At 49.4% G+C, this 17799-nt stretch carries 14 protein-coding genes and 1 tRNA gene; 13 read left to right on the top strand and 2 right to left on the bottom strand.

The features are described 5' to 3' along the window. Positions 1–2: 2 nt before the first annotated feature. The 11 genes from pnuC to HX778_RS06265 all read left to right on the top strand — a co-directional run bounded on the left by pnuC (position 3) and on the right by HX778_RS06265 (position 14593). A complete protein-coding gene (gene pnuC / locus HX778_RS06315; RefSeq protein ID WP_176981542.1) occupies positions 3–719 on the top strand; it encodes a nicotinamide riboside transporter PnuC in 717 nt (238 codons plus the stop codon). A gap of 470 nt (positions 720–1189) precedes the next feature. Then, positions 1190–1717: a superoxide dismutase family protein gene (gene sodC, locus HX778_RS06310; protein WP_218167033.1), complete on the top strand. Its 528-nt coding sequence runs from the start codon at positions 1190–1192 to the stop codon at positions 1715–1717. After that, a complete protein-coding gene (locus tag HX778_RS06305; protein ID WP_176981541.1) occupies positions 1714–2238 on the top strand; it encodes a DUF3455 domain-containing protein in 525 nt (174 codons plus the stop codon). Before sodC ends, HX778_RS06305 begins: the two co-directional genes overlap by 4 nt. A 200-nt stretch (positions 2239–2438) precedes the next feature. After that, positions 2439–2699 carry a helix-turn-helix domain-containing protein gene (locus HX778_RS06300; protein ID WP_370527350.1) on the top strand — a complete coding sequence of 87 codons (261 nt, stop codon included), beginning with the start codon at positions 2439–2441 and terminating at the stop codon, positions 2697–2699. Positions 2700–2702: 3 nt separating this feature from the next. Continuing rightward, positions 2703–4004, top strand: coding sequence for a type II toxin-antitoxin system HipA family toxin (locus HX778_RS06295; protein WP_176981540.1), 1302 nt, complete (start codon positions 2703–2705; stop codon positions 4002–4004). Between the two features lie 596 nt (positions 4005–4600). After that, positions 4601–4888, top strand: coding sequence for a helix-turn-helix transcriptional regulator (locus HX778_RS06290; RefSeq protein ID WP_176981539.1), 288 nt, complete (start codon positions 4601–4603; stop codon positions 4886–4888). Between the two features lie 79 nt (positions 4889–4967). After that, on the top strand, positions 4968–5966 hold the full coding sequence (locus HX778_RS06285; protein ID WP_255483351.1) for an endonuclease/exonuclease/phosphatase family protein: 999 nt from the start codon (positions 4968–4970) through the stop codon (positions 5964–5966). A 333-nt stretch (positions 5967–6299) separates the two neighbouring features. Next, positions 6300–7469, top strand: a complete 1170-nt coding sequence (locus HX778_RS06280; protein WP_176981537.1) for a restriction endonuclease — start codon at positions 6300–6302, stop codon at positions 7467–7469. A gap of 97 nt (positions 7470–7566) precedes the next feature. Beyond that, entirely contained in the window at positions 7567–9930 is a 2364-nt protein-coding gene (locus HX778_RS06275) for a class I SAM-dependent DNA methyltransferase (RefSeq protein WP_176981536.1), read from the top strand. After that, the gene (locus HX778_RS06270; RefSeq protein ID WP_176981535.1) at positions 9930–11348 is read left to right on the top strand and encodes a restriction endonuclease subunit S; all 1419 of its coding nucleotides are present in this window, start codon (positions 9930–9932) and stop codon (positions 11346–11348) included. Before HX778_RS06275 ends, HX778_RS06270 begins: the two co-directional genes overlap by 1 nt. Continuing rightward, complete coding sequence (locus HX778_RS06265) at positions 11345–14593, top strand: type I restriction endonuclease subunit R (RefSeq protein WP_176981534.1); 3249 nt, start codon at positions 11345–11347, stop codon at positions 14591–14593. Before HX778_RS06270 ends, HX778_RS06265 begins: the two co-directional genes overlap by 4 nt. A 53-nt stretch (positions 14594–14646) precedes the next feature. Here the strand turns inward: HX778_RS06265 and HX778_RS06260 are convergent, their stop codons facing one another. Continuing rightward, the gene (locus tag HX778_RS06260) at positions 14647–15702 is read right to left on the bottom strand and encodes a hypothetical protein (RefSeq protein ID WP_176981533.1); all 1056 of its coding nucleotides are present in this window, start codon (positions 15700–15702) and stop codon (positions 14647–14649) included. Between the two features lie 143 nt (positions 15703–15845). After that, a tRNA-Leu gene (locus HX778_RS06255) sits at positions 15846–15930 on the bottom strand. 266 nt (positions 15931–16196) lie between these two features. On the opposite strand from HX778_RS06255, the gene HX778_RS06250 reads away from it, so the two are divergent. Both HX778_RS06250 and HX778_RS06245 read left to right on the top strand, forming a co-directional pair. Further along, entirely contained in the window at positions 16197–17219 is a 1023-nt protein-coding gene (locus HX778_RS06250; protein WP_176981532.1) for an HNH endonuclease, read from the top strand. Further along, positions 17219–17797 carry a bifunctional 2-polyprenyl-6-hydroxyphenol methylase/3-demethylubiquinol 3-O-methyltransferase UbiG gene (locus HX778_RS06245; protein WP_176981531.1) on the top strand — a complete coding sequence of 193 codons (579 nt, stop codon included), beginning with the start codon at positions 17219–17221 and terminating at the stop codon, positions 17795–17797. Before HX778_RS06250 ends, HX778_RS06245 begins: the two co-directional genes overlap by 1 nt. Positions 17798–17799: the final 2 nt, after the last annotated feature.

Here is a 17799-nt window from a genome sequence, read left to right as displayed (position 1 = left end):
TCATGGATTTCTTCAGCATTAAGAATGTGATGGTCACCATTCCGCTTGGCGAAGGCGGCTACGCGCTCTCGTGGATCGAGGCCATCGGCACCGTTTTCGGCCTGCTCTGCATCTGGTTCGCCAGCAAAGAGAAAATCATCAACTACCTGTTCGGCCTGATTAACGTCACGCTGTTTGCGGCGATTTTCTTCCAGATCCAGCTTTACGCCAGCCTGCTGCTGCAGGTGTTCTTCTTCGCCGCTAACCTTTACGGCTGGTATGCGTGGAGCCGCCAGAACGAAGCCAACGAGGCCGCCCTGAAGATCCGCTGGCTGCCGCGCAGCAAGGCATTCACGCTGGTGGCGGTATGCCTGGTCGCCATCGCGCTGATGACCTTCTTTATCGACCCGGTCTTCGCCGTGCTGACCCGCATTGCGGTGGGCATTATGCAAAGCCTAGGCGTGGCGGTTGAGATGCCGCAGCTCCAGCCGGACGCCTTCCCGCTGTGGGATTCCGCGATGCTGATCCTGTCGATCGCCGCGATGGTGCTGATGACCCGTAAATACGTTGAGAACTGGCTGCTGTGGGTGGTTATCGACGTGATTAGCGTGGTGATTTACGCCATTCAGGGCGTGTATGCCATGTCGCTGGAGTACATCCTGCTGACGGCGATTGCGCTGATGGGATCTATGGCGTGGATTAAGAGCGCCCGAATGATTGGCTCCCGCCCGCTGGCTTAAATCGTTTTATTCACTTCAAGGGCCGTTTAACGGCCCTTTTTTATTCGGATATATCTTATTTATCAAGCCGGATGAAAATTAAAGGCTTTTTAACAATCTCGCGATTTTTAGCAACCGTATTCAACCCGCTCAGCGCAATCATCTATGCTTTAGTTAAGGCATAGCAGTCAAATAATTTTTAACGATCGTTAGCCGGTCGTTTGCACTCTCTCTTATCACCGCTATATACGCTTTATTTTTCATTCAGGCCTCTCCCTTTAATCGTTCCCGACCACAGGATAAGCTCATGAAAATATTGTTTTTAAAAATCTTCACGCTGAATTTCAACCCACAATTTTACCTATCAGAGCAATCAAACACGCCGCAAAACGGTTTGTTATAACCAGCTTGCTGCCGCGCATAAGCCCGTAGCACAAAATTTTGCGACATCTGTCTCTTTGCATCATCCGATAAAAATACAGGGTTAAACGATGAACACGTTAAAAACGCTAAAACTGACGCTGTGTATTACCGCCCTCGCCTGTACCGGGCTGGCGCAGGCCGCCACCGTGACCATGAACACCGTGGACGCCAACGGCACCTCAACCCCAGCGGGCACAATTGAATATCACGCCACCCAATATGGGGTGGTCTTTACGCCAAACCTGAAAGGCCTGCCGCCGGGTATTCACGGCTTCCACGTTCACACTAATCCGAACTGCGGCCCCGGCATGCAGGACGGCAAAATGGTGGCAGGCCTGGCGGCGGGCGGCCACTTAGATCCGGCCCACACCGGCAAACACGAAGGCCCGTGGGGCAACGGCCACCTCGGCGACCTGCCTGCGCTGTATGTAGACAGCGACGGCACGGCAACCTACCCGGTGCTGGCTCCTCGCCTGCGAATGTCTGACCTCAAAGGCCACTCGCTGATGATCCACGCCGGCGGCGATAACCACTCTGACCACCCGGCAATGCTCGGCGGCGGCGGCGCGCGTATGGTGTGCGGAGTGACGTCATGAGCAAGCGCTTCTTAACGGCCGTGTGTTTCACGCTGATGACAGGCGGGCTTCCGGCCCTGGCGAACGCCGCAGAGACTTCTATCGATGCGCCAAAAGGCGAGCATCTGCAAACCGAGCTTTATGCCCGTGGCGTGCAAATCTACCGCTGCGCGGCAACGGACGCCGGGGCCAAAACCGGGAGCTGGGTATTCCAGGCCCCGGAAGCGGACCTGTTCAGCGACAAAGGCCTGAAGCACCTCTTCGGCAAACACTTCGACGGCCCGCACTGGCAGGCCACGGACGGCAGCGTGGTCGCCGGAGCGCTGAGCGCCACTCGCCCGACGAAAGATAAAGGCTCTATTCCGTGGCTGCTGCTGACCGGCACCTCAGAGGCCCAGCCAGGCCTGTTCGCTAACGTGAGCAGCATCCAGCGAGTGGACACTCGCGGCGGCGTAACCGGCCCGACGAACTGCGACCCGGCAACGTTTGGCGCCACGCTGAAAGTGCCTTATACGGCGACTTATCGGTTTTATACGAAGTAGCAGCTTGCAAAGTCCTGGCCGGGAGGCCGGGGCTTCTGTTTAATGGACGTGACTTTATGAGTCACACCAGAACCCATCTCTGCCAGCCCATCAAAAAACCTTATCCTCTATAAAGGATAAATTGCATTTAACCCCCACAGAGGATAATCTTATTTTAACCCCTACAGGGGATTTTATTAAAATATCCGCTAAAGGGGATAATGATGAAAGTAACGTCACCGACCTCACTGGCTTACGCAGTCAAAGACCAACGAAAAATCAATAAACTGACTCAAACCAAAACCGCGGAGATGATTGGAATCAAGCAAACAACTGTCTCTGATTTCGAGAACAGACCAGAGTCCACCAAGCTGGAGACATTATTTAAAATCCTCTCAGCACTGGATCTTGAACTGCATGTGGTGAAAAAAGACACAAACATGGATGAGAGAGCAGCCGGGTACTGGAAAAAGGAGTGGTAAGAGATGAGAACACAAACTCTGACCGTGGCCATGAACGGCGATGTGGTGGGCACATTGTACCGGGACGGCAGCGGCGCGATGTCATTTCAGTACGTACCCGAGTGGCTGTCTGAACCCGGTGCACGCGCCATCTCGTTGTCACTACCCCTCCAGCATAGCCGCATAAGAGGAAAAGAAGTTTTCAATTTCTTCAGCAACCTTTTACCCGACTCCGAGGCGATTATTGCCCGGATGCAGGCCCGCTTCCATGTAGAAACAGCACACCCTTTCGATCTGTTAGCAAGTGTCGGGCGTGACTGCGTGGGTGCCATACAGCTTTACCCTTCTGGAAGTGACATCCCCTCCGTAATGGAAACGCTGGCAGAGCCGTTGGATGACTCTCAGATAGAAACCCTACTGGATAGTTACCAGATGGCTCCGTTGGGAATGGAAGAAGGCGCTGATTTTCGTATTTCATTAGCCGGAGCCCAGGAAAAAACAGCCCTACTCTGGTACCAGGCACGCTGGCAAAGGCCGCAGGGTAGCACCCCGACCAGCCACATTTTCAAACTCCCGATTGGCAGAATAGAGCAGAACAACATTGACCTGAGTGAAAGCTGCGAAAACGAGTGGCTGTGTTTGCGTATTGCCAGAGCGTTTGGATTCCCGGTTGCAAATGCAGAACTTGCCGTATTTGGTCAAAAGAAAGTGCTGGTAGTCGAACGTTTTGACCGAAGATGGTCTCGCGATGGTTGGCTGCTGCGGCTGCCCCAGGAGGACTTTTGCCAGGCATTGGGCGTTGCCCCGGCCCTGAAATATGAGTCACACGGCGGACCGGGCATCGCGGATGCAATGAAATTATTGTTAGGCTCTCGTGTTGCAACGCAGGATCGTGAAATATTCTTTAAAACACAGATCCTCTTCTGGATGCTGGCCGCTATCGACGGTCACGGGAAGAATTTTAGCTTGTTCATCGAGCCAGAGTCATCATTTCGTATGACCCCCTTGTACGATGTTATGTCTGCCTTCCCGATCTTTGAAACGGGCGGGATCCCTCTCCAAAAAGCGAAGATGGCAATGGCATTACAAGGGAAGAATCGGCAGTACCATTTCTCGATGATCCAACCCCGGCATTTCATCAGCACTGCCGATCATGTCGGATTTTCTCCGAAAACGGCGTTCGACCTTATGCAGGAAATGGCCGCTCGTACAGAGGAAGTTATCGCCACAGTTACAGCAGAACTGCCAGCCGACTTTCCCCAACAAATCAGCGATGCTATTTTCAATGGACTATCCCACCAGGCGGCGCGGATTATCAGAGGATAATATTTTAGACTGGCAGCCTTGCATCAGGTGGCTAACGCACTCCGTTAGCCGTGAAGCCGATAACCGGCATAATTGCGACAAGCAACAGCAGCACGCCGGTTAAGGTGTAGTGGAGCCGCTTAATAGCCGTATTTTTTGCATAATCTATTCCCTGTTTAATCCAGAACTGGTCGTGTGGGTCGTCTCCATACGGGAATGGACCATACCATGCTCCCCATTACGGTTGCGATGTTCCGGCACGCTTATATCATCAGAGATAATGTCTTCTTAGTTATTCAACTCCATAAATTAACCCTCTTACTTAAACACCCAATAATAAATAAAATCATCCACACGACGTTTAAATAGATTTAAATTTTGTGACCGAAAAACATTCTAAGACATAAAAAACCAGATAACATAAAAACATTAATCATTTAGCATCAATTAGTTAGCCATGTAAAAAGAAACGATAATTTAAGAACCCAAGACTTTCTTGCCGATTTGACTCTCATAACTATAAAGCTACGTTCTTCGTAGTATCCAGCCACTTTCATTTATTTTAAGTTAGATCACGCACTAAGAAATAACCGTTAGATAAATAAGTGGAGGGAGTTATGAATGAGAATTGGCATTCAGCAGATATTATTGCGGGTTTACGTAAAAAAGAAACATCACCGGCAGCCGTTTCGCGAGCAGCCGGGCTGGCTTCTTCGACATTAGCAAACGCGCTTACACGCCCATGGCCAAAAGGTGAGTTTTTAATTGCCGGTGCGCCTGGTGTGCATCCGCGTGAAATCTGGCCGGATAGATACGCCGCACAGGGCGATAACCGCCAGCTGCGAGAAGCTTTGACACAAACATGCAGCCCCGCCGTTAAAGATGAGGCGACGGAAAGTCATTAAAGATTCACCCTTTACGGCTGGTTTACCCTGACCAGCTATATCCATTCATCCTTTATAAGATCGCGAAGGAATGCCGTTTATGAAATCTACATTACTACGAACAATCGCTACATCAGGAATAACAAAAACACCAAACCCAAAAAGCGCCAGCCGTCATTTACGAGCTGCCGGGAAAATTATCCTCAGCCTGGTAATCATCAGCTCTATTCCGGCCAGCTACGCCGCTGAACAAACTGCGGCCAAAGAAAGTAAATTGGTGGTGCTCACCCCTGGAAAAGTCGGAACCCCAAATAAAATCTACCCATCCGCAAAGGCACCTGAACTTACCGTTGCCACCTACAACATAGCGGCGGTACGAGTTGGCACAATCGACGCCGTAGCCAGGGCGATTAAAGCTTTAAATGCCGACATCATCGCCCTGAGCGAAGTGGATAAAAACACTCGACGCAGCGGCGGCGTTAACCAGCTTGAACAGTTAAAAAAGCTGACAGGCATGTACGGCGTCTTTGGCAAAACAATTGATTTTGAAGGTGGGGAATATGGCATAGCCGTGCTTTCACGTTACCCAATCACCCGCCACGAAGCGTTCCCGCTACCATCACCAAAAGTAGAACAGCGCATAATGCTGGCGACCGAAGTACAAAAACCCGGTTTCAGCAGCCCGATAGTATTCATCGCCAGCCACCTCGACTGGCAGGAAGACCCGGCCATACGCATGCAGCAGATGTACGCTATCAACGACTTTGCAGCCGGGAATATCACTTCCAGCTTCCCCAACATTGAAACGTCCATAAAAATACTGGCAGGCGATTTCAACGATGTATCCGGCAGCCCGGTAATGCAGGGGTTCCAGCGCTACTGGCAAAGCCAGGTATCGCCTGAGTTTGATGCCAGGACCTGGCCTGCCATAAACCCGGCCGCAGCCATCGACCACATCCTGACATTTAAGGGCCAACGCTGGGAAACTACCGAGATCCTTCTGCCTACAGGCAAGCAGCAGCAATTAAAAGGCATCAACTGGCCTGCGGTAAGCGATCATTTGCCTTTGGTTATGCGTTTGAAATTGCTGGAGCAGTGATTTTTTCTGATGTTTGCGTTCACCAAAGGGGCTTAGCGCCCCTTTCGTCTTTGGGCAGAGGAATTCTATGGCATGGCGGTGAAAGATTGAGTGCATGGAGAGCTTGAGGTATATCCCTTTGGGATATGGCCTGAGCGATATGTTGGGGAGAATGGGGTGATTGTTGATCGGGCAAAACGCATCAGATAAGCACTATTCCTTTCACTATGTGGAAACATAACCGATTGTTTCCACATCTCAATAGACTCTCCTCTCAAATATCAGTGCTATCAAATGCATAAATAAGGCTCGTATAATCCCCTGAAGCGATAATTCGTTCGTTGAGGGATAAACGTGCAAAACTACAAAGTCATCACTCCACTCTTTCCTACTTATGCTCAGGCTAGCGCGATGATGAAAGCCACTTCCGGGATCCAGCTGCAATCCGTCCGAAACATGATTACGGCCATTCATGAGCAAACAGGCACGCCGCAAAACCCTGTGGACTGGTCAGAGCCGGACAGCTGGATCAAAGCCCGCCTCAAGGGTGAAGATGCTGATTTAGCCCAGGCAATATGGAATACAGACGGTCATATTTTAAATCCACGGCACAGCTACGGATGCTATCTGTTTCTTAACCTCCCAAAGTTTGACCTGATGGAAACCACGGCTGAGGGTGCCTGGGTGCCCACAGAGACCGGCAAACTTTTTCTAAAAGGTGATGAAAAAGTTCTGCGATCCCTGGACGATCAGGAAGGTTTGCTGCAGCTTCTGGAACTCCTGGCAGGCCGCGAAATGGCTAAGCGCGCTGATTTGCTGCCTGAATGGCAGGCATTTTTGCATCAGCATTCAAAATTTGCCTCAGCCAGCTCCATCAAAAGCACGCTTTATTCCCGCTTATACAACTTGATAGACCGGAAGATGGTCGCTCGCGAAGGCATGAGCTACCAGATAACCGACACTGGCCGCCTGTGGCTGGGGAAAGCACTTCCGGCCCGCAAGACAGATCCTCGGAAGGAATTGCTGGAGGCGGTCAAACGCTACAACGAGAAGCAAAAAGAACTGCTTCACGAGCAAATCAGCACCATGAATCCTTACAAGTTTGAGCATCTTATCGGCCAGCTTTTGGAGGCGATGGGCTACGAGCAGGTTGAAGTCACCAAAGCCTCCGGCGACAAAGGCGTCGACGTTGTCGGCCAGGTGCAGGTTGGCATCACCACGATTACTGAAGTTGTGCAGGTCAAGCGTATGCAGGGCACCATCACGCGGCCTTTTATCGACCAGCTACGCGGGGCACTTCCCTACCATAAAGCCATTCGGGGCACTCTGATTACCACCGGTAAGTTTGCCGCTAAGTGTGCAGAAGCCGCGCTTTTCCCTGGGGCTGCGCCAATCACGCTTATCGACGGAGAGCGGCTGGTCGAGCTGTTGATTGAAAATAACGTCGGCATTCGCCGCAGCAATGCCGTTGAGCTGCTTGACGTTGATCTGCAGCTTTTTGATGAGTTTGAGATAGAGCAGTAAAAACGCAATGACCTTTTCTGGTGGGGGGAATGCCGTGCGAACGGGTAGCGGCTCTGTATAATCCTCCTCTATAACTGCAACTGTTTTGGTAACTTTCATGACTAACACAAACTTCTCTCAGACTGCGGCCTTTATCTGGGCCGTTGCCGACCTGCTTCGCGGTGACTTCAAACAATCCCAATATGGGCGTGTGATCCTGCCCTTTACGCTGCTGCGCCGCCTGGAGTGTGTGCTGGCGGAGAGTAAGGACGCGGTGGTTGCAGAAGCTGTAAAGCTAAAGTCCAGTCCGCTGCCGGAAGAAGGCAAAGAGAAGCTTTTGTTACGCGCGACCAATAACCTGTCGTTCTACAACACCTCCCCGATGGATCTCGGCAAGATGGGGCAGAATGATATTAAAGCCAACCTCGAGAACTACATTCAGTCGTTCTCAAAGGATGCGCGCGAAATATTCGAGCACTTCAAATTCAGCGAATTTGTTGGCCTGCTGGAAGACGCCAACCTGCTCTACAAAGTGGTGAAGAAATTCGCCACCACCGATCTCAGCCCGAAGGCGATTTCCAACCATGAAATGGGCCTGGTTTTTGAGGAGCTAATCCGTCGGTTTGCGGAAAGCTCCAACGAGACGGCCGGGGAGCACTTCACCCCGCGCGATATCGTGCGTTTAACCACTTCGCTGGTATTTATGGAAGATGATGAAGCCCTGTCTAAGGACGGCATCATCCGCACTATTTACGACCCGACAGCAGGCACGGGCGGCTTCCTCTCTTCCGGCATGGAATACGTGCACGAGCTGAACCCCAATGCGGTAATGCGCGCTTTTGGTCAGGAACTGAACCCGGAATCCTACGCTATCTGTAAAGCCGATATGCTGATCAAAGGTCAGGACGTCAGCCGCATTAAGCTGGGTAACACCCTATCTAACGACCAGCTGCCGCTGGATCAGTTCGACTACATGCTGTCTAACCCGCCGTTTGGCGTGGACTGGAAGAAGATCGAAGGCGAGATTAACGACGAACATACGCAGAAAGGTTTCAACGGCCGTTTCGGGCCTGGCCTGCCGCGCGTTTCCGACGGCTCCCTGCTGTTCCTCCTGCACCTGATCAGTAAAATGCGCGACGGCCACAATATCGACGGCAGCGTGAGTAACGGCGGGCGTATCGGGATAATCCTTAACGGCTCCCCACTGTTTACCGGCGGCGCAGGCAGCGGTGAAAGTGAAATCCGCCGCCATATACTGGAGGCCGACCTGCTGGAAGGCATCGTCGCGCTGCCAACGGATATGTTCTACAACACCGGCATCGCCACCTACGTCTGGATCCTATCCAACAAGAAAGCGCCTGAGCGTAAGAGCAAAGTGCAGTTGATTGATGGCACCAATCTGTGCGGAAAAATGCGTAAGTCTTTAGGCTCCAAGCGTAACCTGATGGGCGAGGACGACATCCGGCTTATTACCGAGACATTCGGTGCATTTGAGGTCGTGGACGCGACACCGCTGGAAGAGCTGGGTCTGGAAAAAGCCGCGGAGCAAAAATCTAACCGGGGCCGTCAGCCTGCTACCGCTAAAACCGAAGCGTCGAAAACCTTCGCCAGCAAAATCTTTAACAGCACCGACTTTGGCTACCGCCGCCTGACCATTGAGCGCCCGCTGCGGTTGTCTGCTCAGGTGACCGATGAAGCGATTGCCAGCCTGCGCTTTGCGCCAAAGCCGTTCAATGCACCGATGGAACGCCTGTATGAAGAGTTCGCTGCCCAGTGGCAGGCAGAAAGCTACGGTGATTTCTCCAGGATTGAAGCGGAAGCACGCGCCATCATCAAAGCTGAATTCGCCGAACTGAAAGAGAAACAAATCAAAGACCTGCTCGACAGCAAACTGTGGCTGGCCCAGCGCGGATTGATGGAAAAAGCGCAGCAGATTCAGACGGCGCTGGGCGCACTGGCTGGTGGCAAAGAAGTGGTCAGTAACGACTTCAACCAGTTCCAGTTAACCCTGAAAGGGGCTTTCAAAACCGCAGGCGTGAAGCTGGACGCCAAAGAGAACAAGCAGTTTATCGACGCCATCACCACCAAAAACCCGGATGCCGAGCCGGTGGTTAAGAAGGAGCTAAAAGAAGCCGCCCAGCCGCTGTACGGTGCGTTTGAATACAAAGGCAGAGTGGTCGAGTTTGAACAAGATGGCGATCTGCGCGATAACGAGAACGTGCCGCTGAACCCGGCAGTGTCCACCAGCGACCTGATTGAAAATTACTTCAAAGCAGAAGTCCTGCCGCACGTAGCGGATGCGTGGATCAACGCCGATAAACGTGATGCGAAAGATAATGAGGTGGGGATTGTCGGTTATGAAATTCCGTTTAACCGCCATTTCTACGTTTATCAGCCACCGCGCCCGCTGGAAGAAATTGATGCCGACCTGGATGCGGTCAGCGCCGAGATTATGAAGCTGCTGCAGGAGGTACATTCCTGATGGCTAAGTATAAGGCGTATCCGGAGTATAAGGATTCTGGGGTTGAGTGGTTGGGGGATATTCCAAGTCATTGGATTAAGTCCAAATTTGGTTATTTAAAGACAATACTAACTGACTATACGGCTAATGGTTCTTTTGCAGACCTAAAGTCTAATGTTACATATTTAGATGACCCGTCATATGCTAGATTAGTTCGTCTAACAGACCTTAGGCATGATTTAAATAATAGCAACGGGGTTTGGGTTGATAAAAATTCTTATAATTACCTAAGTAAATCATCGCTTTATGGCGGAGAGTTTCTTTTAGCTAATGTTGGGGCATATGCTGGATTGTTTTATCAAATGCCTTACAACAAAGGGCCAGCTTCTTTAGCTCCCAATATGTTCATGGCAAAGTTTTCGCACAAAAAAATTTCTAGCGAATTTATTGCATATGTAGGACAGGCTGACAACATTTCCAAGCAGTTGATTTTAAAAGCAACCGCGTCCTCTGCTCAGCCAAAATTAAATAAAGATGACTTTAAATCTATATACTGTTGTTACCCCCCATTAAATGAACAGAAAATAATTTCTGTATTTCTCGATCACGAAACCGCAAAAATCGACAACCTGATCGAGAAACAACAACAACTGATTGAACTGCTGAAAGAAAAACGTCAGGCAGTAATTAGCCATGCCGTCACCAAAGGGCTAAACCCTGATGTGCCGATGAAAGATTCTGGTGTTGAGTGGCTGGGGGAAGTACCGGAGCATTGGACCGTAACCAGGCTGGGTTATCATGCTATAAAAATAGGAAGTGGCAAAACTCCAAGAGGTGGTTCAGAAATATACCTTGATGAGGGAGTACTCTTCTTAAGAAGTCAAAATATCTACGATGATGGACTTAGGGTAGGATCTTCAGAGTGCGTTTTTATCGACTTTAAAACACATAATGACATGAAAGGAACTCGTGTTCTTGAAGGTGATATATTACTTAATATTACCGGTGGTTCGATTGGTCGTAGTTGTATAGTTCCCACACCATTTATTGAAGCTAATGTGAATCAACACGTTTGCATATTACGTTTCACTGAAAATATTCGTGACTTTATTTCATATGCCATGAAATCGTCCTCAACCAAGGAACAGATTGAAGCATGCCAGGTCGGTGGAAACAGGGATGGGCTCAATTTTGAGCAGACCTCAAAAATTAATATATGTTTACCACCAGAAGAAGAGATTGGTGCAGTTTTAGGGTATCTAAAAATTAGATTACCACAATTAGATACTCTTGAAAAAAATGCGAAAAATATTATTCTGCTGCTCCAGGAACGTCGCACCGCCCTTATTTCCGCCGCCGTCACCGGAAAAATCGACGTCCGCGACTGGGTAGCGCCCGCCACTCAAGACACAGAGGTATCTCAGGAGGCAACCGCATGAGCATGGATAGCACTAAAGAGCTGATCTTCCAGGATGAAATGATCGCCCAGATGATAGCTACCGGCTGGATTCGTGGCAAAACCGACGGTTACGATCGCGAACGTGCGCTGTACTCGCAGGATGCACTGATCTTTGTGCAGACCACGCAGCCGCAGGAGTGGGAGAAATTTGCCAAGATTTACCCTACCGATACCGAGCGTCATTTCCTCGATGTGCTGGTAGCCCAGCTGAAAAAAGCGGACATCAACGCTACCGATATGCTGTCGCGCACTTATGGCACGCTCGGCGTGCTGCGCCATGGGATTAAAAGCCATAACGCCCGTTTTTCCCTGTGCCAGTTCAAGCCGGAGCATAATCTCAACCTGGAAACCCTGGCTCGCTATCAGCAGAATATCTGCCGCGTTGTGCCGGAGCTGGTTTACAGCCCACATGCCTCTAAAAGCGTGTTTGAAGAAACAGGCGCCAAAGCGAAAAAATGGCGTATCGACCTGGTATTGTTCGTCAATGGCCTGCCGATAGCGACGCTGGAGCTGAAGTCTGAATTTAAGCAGACGGTGCAAAACGCCATCACGCAATATAAGAAAACGCGTTTGCCGAAGGACCCCGGGACCAATAAACTCGAACCGCTGCTGACCTTTAAGCGCGGGGCGCTGGTGCACTTTGCCGTCAGCCAGTACGAAGTTTTTATGGCCACCAGGCTCGACGGCGATAAAACCTTCTTCCTGCCGTTTAACAAGGGTACGCATGACGGCGGGGCGGGAAACGACATCCCGGAAAATGAAAACGACTACGCCACCAGCTACCTGTGGAATGAAGTGTTGCTGCCAGACAACCTGCTGAAAATTATTGCCAGCTTTGTGCACCTGCAAATCGAAGAAAAAGAAGAGTGGAACGGCCTGAAGGGCAAAAAAGAGAGCCTGATTTTCCCGCGCTATCACCAGTGGGACGTGGTGAATAAACTGCTCACCGCCGCGACTGTAGAAGGCACGGGCAATAAATACCTGATTCAGCACAGTGCGGGCTCCGGTAAATCCAATTCGATTGCCTGGACCGCGCATCAGCTTTCCCGCCTACACGACGAGAAAGGCGAAAAGCAGTTCCACTCGGTTATTGTCGTAACGGACCGAACGGTGCTGGACGATCAGATCCAGGACACTATTTATCAGTTTGAACATCAGGACGGCGTCGTCGGGCGCATCAACAATAAAGAAGGCGACGGCTCGAAATCTGAGAAGCTCGCGTTCGCGCTGGAAAACTCCCAGCCGATCATTATCGTCACCATTCAGACCTTCCCGTTTGTATTAAAGGCGATTGAAAACAGCGTCAGCCTTAAGCAACGTAAATATGCGGTTATTGCCGACGAAGCACACTCCTCACAAAGCGGCTCTACGGCACGGCAGCTGAAAGAAGTGCTGATGAAAGAAGAGGCGGATGACGATGTAGAGCTGTCTTCGGAAGATATTCTGGATGCCACCGTCGCCGCACGTAAAGGCAGCAATAATCTGAATTACTATGCTTTTACCGCCACGCCAAAGGCCAAAACGCTGGAGCTGTTTGGTCGCCGCCCTAACCCGCTTGAGCCCGCCTCAAAAAGCAACAAACCCGAAGCGTTCCACGTTTATTCCATGCGCCAGGCCATCGAAGAAGGCTTTATTCTCGATGTGCTAAAAAATTACACCAACTACAAAGTGGCCTATAAGCTCCTGCAAAAACTGAACGATCCAGACCGGGAAGTGGACAGCAAAAAAGCGAAGGTCAGACTGAACCAGTGGGTCACGCTTCACGACCATAATGTTTCGCAAAAAGTGAAAGTCATCGTCGAGCATTTCCGTAAGCATATCGCACATCTGCTTGGCGGGCAGGCCAAGGCCATGGTGGTCACCAGCTCACGTAAAGCCGCGGTCCGCTATAAGCTGGCGTTTGATAAATACATCGCCGAGAACAAGTACCAGAAGATTAGCGCCATGGTTGCGTTCTCCGGCGAGGTCGAATTCTTTGAAAGCGACCATAACAGCCTCGCGCTGCTGAACCAGAAGTTTACCGAAACGAACATGAATCCAGGGCTGAAAGGCCGCGATATGCGTAAAGCGTTCGATAGCGATGATTACCAGGTCATGCTGGTCGCCAACAAATTCCAGACTGGTTTTGATCAGCCTAAATTGTGCGCCATGTATGTGGATAAAGCGCTGGGTGGAGTGGAATGCGTTCAGACGCTCTCACGCCTTAATCGAACTTATCCCGGTAAGAAAGAATCCGGGACCTTTGTGCTCGATTTCTATAATGACCCGGACGAAATTTTGGGCTCATTCCAGCCTTATTACCAAACGGCAGAACTGACGGACGTCAGCGACCCGCAGCAGGTTTTTGAGCTGTATGAGAAGCTGCGCACCAGCGGTATTTTCCTGTGGAACGAAGTGGAGCAGTTCTGCGAAGCGTTCTTCACCAAAAACAAATCCAATGCGGCCATTAGCAATATCTGCAAACCTGCGGTGGAACGCTGGAAACAGCGTTACAGCTCGGCTATTGACGCTTATGTGCTGGCAAAAGAATTGTTCGAACGCACCAAAAAAACCGGCGATACGGTACTGATCACCAACGCAGAAAATAGCTTTAAGGCCTGCAAGCAGGAAAAAGACAAACTGGATATCTTTAAAAAGGATCTCGGCAGCTTTGTCCGTTTCTACGAGTTTATGTCGCAAATTGTCGATTACGACGACAAAAACCTCGAGAAGCTGAGCCTGTTTGCCCGCCACCTTCGCCCTCTGCTGCATGAACAACGCGTAGAGGAAGACGAGATTGATTTAAGTAACGTGGAGATGAGCCATTACCGTTTATCGAAGCTCCACGAACAACATCTCAAGCTACAGGAAGATGCAGAAGACTACAAAATCACCCCAGCCAACGATATTGGCACTGCAAAACCGAAGGACAAGAAAGAAGAGTTTCTGTCGAATATTCTGGCACGCCTGAACGACCTGTTTATCACCGACAACCTGAGCGACAAAGACATGATTAACTACGCCTTTACCGTTCGGGATAAGTTATCGGAAAACAAGGCAGTGATGACTCAGATAGCCAACAACACGCGTGAACAAGCCATGCTTGGGGACTTCCCCAAAGCCATTGATGATGCCGTAATGGACAGCAACGATGCTCAGCAGGAGATGATGATCCAGTATCTTTCCAACCCGGAAATCGCTCAGGGATTTGCTCGGGTTGTGTTTGATATGTTGAAAGGGGCTTGATTGCATTTATCAGGACTGCCTCCACAATTTATGTGAGAGACAGTCCTGATTATTTATTTAGGACAGGATATCTGCATTAAATTACTATTTTTAAACCTTAGCGTTGCTTTTGGCTCTGGCTGATCATTAATGCTCAAGTAATAAATATCATCAATATTAGCAACCACAAAGATTTTTGCTATTTTTTCATTTGACGTATTCTTTACATACTCACCAGGAATACTAGCCTTTTTTATTTCATTAGCCTGATAGCATCTTGCTTCAAAACCAAGACCAGCAGTTTTTGCAACTTTATCCGATATGAAATCATTTAGTGGTATAGACAACACAAAAAACACAAAAATTATTATACCGAACAAAACCTCCTTCGCCACAGCTGTAGTTTTCTTTGTTATAGATGATTTAATAGCCAGATACGAAAGTGAAAAAACAATCAGTGATGTTATGAACAAAACCAGTGCAGCAGGCGCATCAGACAAATATCTTTTAAAGATCTGAATGAAAAGCAAGAAGCATAACATTCCTAGAAATACTGGTATGCACAGAAAGAATACAATTGTTAATTTTTCAATTAATCCATTATAGAATGATAAATGCCTAAAGTTAAAATTAGACTTCCCAGTAAAAAAAATTACATACAAACCGAAAAATAATGGCATCATTAAAAATAGCACTGTCCACAACATAGTATTTTCAATGATAAAGATCAACGGCCATAAAGAAACAAAAAAACAAAGGATTATTAATGCAAAATCTTTATACTTCCTTAAAAAACCAACCCTTGATCTTCTAATAAACGTTTTATATACAGCATTACCAAAGGAAAAATTCCAAATCAAAACTGAAAATGGAAGAAATATAATCACAGATGTTAAAATAAAAAACAAAATCCCATAGGTAAAAATAACGTTTGATTTTGCCAAATCTAAGAAAGAGATATGATACTGGTTAGAAAAATTAAAAAGCTGAAAAGAACCATATATAGTTGAGAAAAAAATCAATACTGGGATGACTTTCCCAACCACTTCGAAATAATGAATAAAATCTTTAATTCTTTTTTGATTTTTTAACTTTACATCAAAATCTTTTCCAAACTGAGATAGGCCCATGTTTAATATTGTTCCTTTTAATACATTAAAGAGTAATCAATAAACGTAAAAGAACGATCAGATATAATATGATTATTTAGTTTATTTCAGTGAGCTCTGACACAAAAAAAGCCACCCGTAGGTAGCTTCAATTTGCATATCGATGGTGCCGAAGGCCGGACTCGAACCGGCACGTATCTCTACGGTTGATTTTGAATCAACTGCGTCTACCGATTTCGCCACTTCGGCACTGAAGGGGTATGCGGAAACGTTGTGGATTATACCTGTCGCTGGCCGCCTTGCAAGCAGTGCTGCACGTAAGTCTCGTTAAGTGCTGAATTTTTCAGCGTTCCCCTTTGCTCTGCCCTGCCCGCCGGATAAGCGCTCCCTCACTTCACATATTCAGTAAATCTATCGCTCTACGGTTTACATCATCTTTCATTTGTTATGTGATCCAGTTACGGGTTCTCGTACCCACCTCCCTTTGCACTAGCAAACCGTAACCAGGAAAACGTATGCGTTTTTACCAGGTCGATCCTGCGCTGGAAAACTACTGGCGGGGCGTGATCCTCTTTGGGAACAACTTCGCCACCTACAAGTTTGCGCTGGCCCATGCGCTATACGATGTCGAGCGCAATAACACGCTGGTGATGCTGGAAGATTTAGCTGTGCCGTTCAGCAAACATATCTGCGAGCATCTGAAGCTAGCGCCAAAACAGACGCTCAATATGAGCAAACAGGGGCCATTTTTAACCGCAGCCGTCCAGTACAACAACGGTGAGATTTCGCACAGCCAGCTGATTCAGGCGACGGTGAAACACGGCTTTAAAGTGGTGCTGGACGCCTTTCATAACATCAGCGGCAGCCAAATTGATAAGCAGTTTTTTATCAACGAGGTACGGAGCAGCCAGGGCATCCGCCTGACGGATGATTTTTACCGGCTGACGGAGACATCGCAGTTTCACAGCCTGATTCATGAAACCGATGCCCGTTGGTGTCTGGTCGAGAAAGCCTGGGAGATGAGCCTGCCTGCGCAACTGCTGGACGTGCATTTCGATCCACAGCAGGAAACGCTATTTACCCAGCTAGCCAACAGCCGCATCACGCTAACCAGCTGCCGTAACAGCCTGAACGGCTATCAGAAAGGCCACTGTTTCTACTGCCACGCCCCTATTGGTCTCGAAACCGGCCACCCACTGCTGGCCGATGTCGATCACTTCCTGCCGCTGGTTGCTCAGCATGGCATGCCGGGGACTAACCTCAACGGCGTCTGGAACCTTGTTCTTGCCTGCCAGAACTGCAACCGGGGTGAACAAGGCAAGTTTGCCAGAGTGCCACACATCGATCTGCTTTACCGGCTCCACGCCCGAAATGAATACTTCATTAACAGCCGCCTGCCGCTGCATGAGGCAATCATCAACCAGACGGGCAATAATGAGGCGAAGCGCAGAGCATTTTTAAACGACAGGTGGAACGAGGCACATGCCTGCCGCCTGCAAACCTGGCAACCGCCTGTGCAGAAGGAACTGATTCTCTGATGAACTCCAGTTATTACCAGATTCACGCCAAGGCCTTCTTCGAAGGCACGGTAAACGTGGATATGTCCTCGCTGTATGAAGCGTTTACCAGCCGCCTGCCTGCCCAAGCAAAAGTGCTGGATGCAGGTTGCGGCTCCGGGCGGGACGCGCTGGCCTTCACGCAGATGGGCTACCAGGTCGATGCCTTCGATGCGTCTTCTGAACTGGTGGCGCTGGCACGGGAGCATAGCGGCCTGTCGGTGAAGAAAATGACTTTTGCTGACGTAGAGGCCAGTGAAGAATACGACGGTATCTGGTGCTGCGCCTCGCTGCTACATGTGCCTTTTGCGGAGCTACCCGGCGTAATGCAGAAGCTGGCGGCGGCCTTAAAACCCGGTGGCATCTGGTACTTCTCGTTTAAATATGGTGATAGCGAGCGCGAGAAGGATGGCCGCAGCTTTACCGATATCAACGAGGCAAGGCTAACAACCTTGTTAAAGGATCTGCCCGATCTGGAGATAGCAGAGCAATGGCTCACCCACGATGTTCGCCCCGATCGCGATGAGATATGGCTGAACGTGATACTTACTCGTCGCTAACC

Source organism: Cedecea sp. P7760 (genome assembly GCF_013386425.1).
In the GTDB taxonomy this organism is placed as follows: domain Bacteria; phylum Pseudomonadota; class Gammaproteobacteria; order Enterobacterales; family Enterobacteriaceae; genus Cedecea; species Cedecea selenatireducens.
The sequence above is the reverse complement of the archived record's forward strand: the minus strand, read 5'-3'. Positions and strand labels throughout refer to the sequence as shown.

Coding starts and splice junctions, on each gene's coding strand:
- pnuC (WP_176981542.1), top strand. CDS start 3: ATGGATTTCTTCAGCATTAAGAATGTGATGGTCACCATTCCGCTTGGC.
- sodC (WP_218167033.1), top strand. CDS start 1,190: ATGAACACGTTAAAAACGCTAAAACTGACGCTGTGTATTACCGCCCTC.
- HX778_RS06305 (WP_176981541.1), top strand. CDS start 1,714: ATGAGCAAGCGCTTCTTAACGGCCGTGTGTTTCACGCTGATGACAGGC.
- HX778_RS06300 (WP_370527350.1), top strand. CDS start 2,439: ATGATGAAAGTAACGTCACCGACCTCACTGGCTTACGCAGTCAAAGAC.
- HX778_RS06295 (WP_176981540.1), top strand. CDS start 2,703: ATGAGAACACAAACTCTGACCGTGGCCATGAACGGCGATGTGGTGGGC.
- HX778_RS06290 (WP_176981539.1), top strand. CDS start 4,601: ATGAATGAGAATTGGCATTCAGCAGATATTATTGCGGGTTTACGTAAA.
- HX778_RS06285 (WP_255483351.1), top strand. CDS start 4,968: ATGAAATCTACATTACTACGAACAATCGCTACATCAGGAATAACAAAA.
- HX778_RS06275 (WP_176981536.1), top strand. CDS start 7,567: ATGACTAACACAAACTTCTCTCAGACTGCGGCCTTTATCTGGGCCGTT.
- HX778_RS06270 (WP_176981535.1), top strand. CDS start 9,930: ATGGCTAAGTATAAGGCGTATCCGGAGTATAAGGATTCTGGGGTTGAG.
- HX778_RS06265 (WP_176981534.1), top strand. CDS start 11,345: ATGAGCATGGATAGCACTAAAGAGCTGATCTTCCAGGATGAAATGATC.
- HX778_RS06260 (WP_176981533.1), bottom strand. CDS start 15,702: ATGGGCCTATCTCAGTTTGGAAAAGATTTTGATGTAAAGTTAAAAAAT.
- HX778_RS06250 (WP_176981532.1), top strand. CDS start 16,197: ATGCGTTTTTACCAGGTCGATCCTGCGCTGGAAAACTACTGGCGGGGC.
- HX778_RS06245 (WP_176981531.1), top strand. CDS start 17,219: ATGAACTCCAGTTATTACCAGATTCACGCCAAGGCCTTCTTCGAAGGC.